This window comes from Actinomadura sp. 6N118 (assembly GCF_044326415.1).
Taxonomy (GTDB): Bacteria; Actinomycetota; Actinomycetes; order Streptosporangiales; family Streptosporangiaceae; genus Spirillospora.
Genome location: NZ_JBIRAZ010000069.1, coordinates 1 through 1,285 on the forward strand (window position 1 = coordinate 1; position 1,285 = coordinate 1,285).

The 1,285-nt window shown below is 66.5% G+C and carries 1 protein-coding gene and 1 pseudogene; both read left to right on the forward strand.

Going from position 1 to position 1,285, the window contains the following annotated elements; genetic code table 11:
- A pseudogene (locus ACH34W_RS55370) lies at positions 1 to 132 on the forward strand (sulfate adenylyltransferase small subunit); the annotation flags it as partial.
- A gap of 32 nt (positions 133 to 164) precedes the next feature.
- Positions 165 to 1,285, forward strand: a 1,121-nt coding sequence (locus ACH34W_RS55375) for a sulfate adenylyltransferase subunit 1 (RefSeq protein WP_395969352.1), incomplete at its 3' end; no start/stop codon positions are given.

Here is a 1,285-nt window from a genome sequence, read left to right on the forward strand (position 1 = left end):
GCCGCGGGCACGCTGGATGAGGTGATCGAGGAGATCGCGGCGACCCGGATCACCGAGCGCGGCCAGACCCGCGCTGATGACCGGGCCAGTGAGGCCGCGATGGAGGACCGCAAGAAGGAGGGCTACTTCTAATGGCCGGTACGACCCAGCAGCCTTCCAAGCAGATGGACATTCTGCGGTTCGCCACCGCCGGCAGTGTCGATGACGGCAAGTCGACGTTGATCGGCCGGTTGCTGTATGACTCCAAGTCGATTTTTGAGGATCAGCTGGAGGCGGTGGAGCGTACCAGCGCCGACCGTGGTGAGGACTACACCAATCTGGCGTTGTTGACCGATGGGTTGCGGGCCGAGCGGGAGCAGGGCATCACCATCGATGTCGCCTACCGCTATTTCGCCACGCCGCGGCGTAAGTTCATCATCGCCGACACCCCGGGCCACATTCAGTACACCCGCAACATGGTCACCGGCGCGTCCACCGCCGACCTGGCCATCATCCTGGTGGACGCCCGCAAGGGCATCCTGGAGCAGTCGCGGCGGCACGCCTTCCTCACCACGTTGCTGAAGGTGCCGCACCTGGTGGTGGCGGTCAACAAGATGGACCTGGTCGGCTACGACCAGGCCGTCTACGAGCAGATCACCGACGAGTTCACCGCGTTCGCCTCCAAGCTGGCCGTCACCGACCTGACCTTCATCCCGATCTCGGCGCTGCACGGCGACAACGTGGTCGACCGCTCACCCAACATGGGCTGGTACGAAGGATCATCGCTGCTGCACCACCTGGAGCACGTGCACATCGCCTCGGACCGCAACCTGATCGACGTGCGGTTCCCGGTGCAGTATGTGATCCGCCCGCACAAGTCCACCGACCCCGACCTGCACGACTACCGCGGCTACGCAGGCCAGGTCGCCGGCGGGGTGCTCAAACCCGGCGACGAGGTGGTGCATCTGCCGTCCGGGCTGACCACCACCATCACCGGCATCGACGGCCCGGGCGGCCCGGTCGCCGAGGCGTACGCGCCGATGTCGGTGACGCTGCGGCTGGCCGACGACATCGACATCTCCCGTGGTGACATGATCGCCCGGCCGCACAACCGGCCCGAGGTCGCCCAGGACCTGGACGCGATGGTGTGCTGGATGACCCCGGACCGCACGCTGTCACCGCGGACCAAGCTGGTGATCAAGCACACCACCCGCACCGCCCGCGCGCTGGTCAAGGACCTGCACTACCGGCTGGATGTCAACACCCTGCACCGCGACGAGACCGCCACCGCGCTGGGCCTGAACGA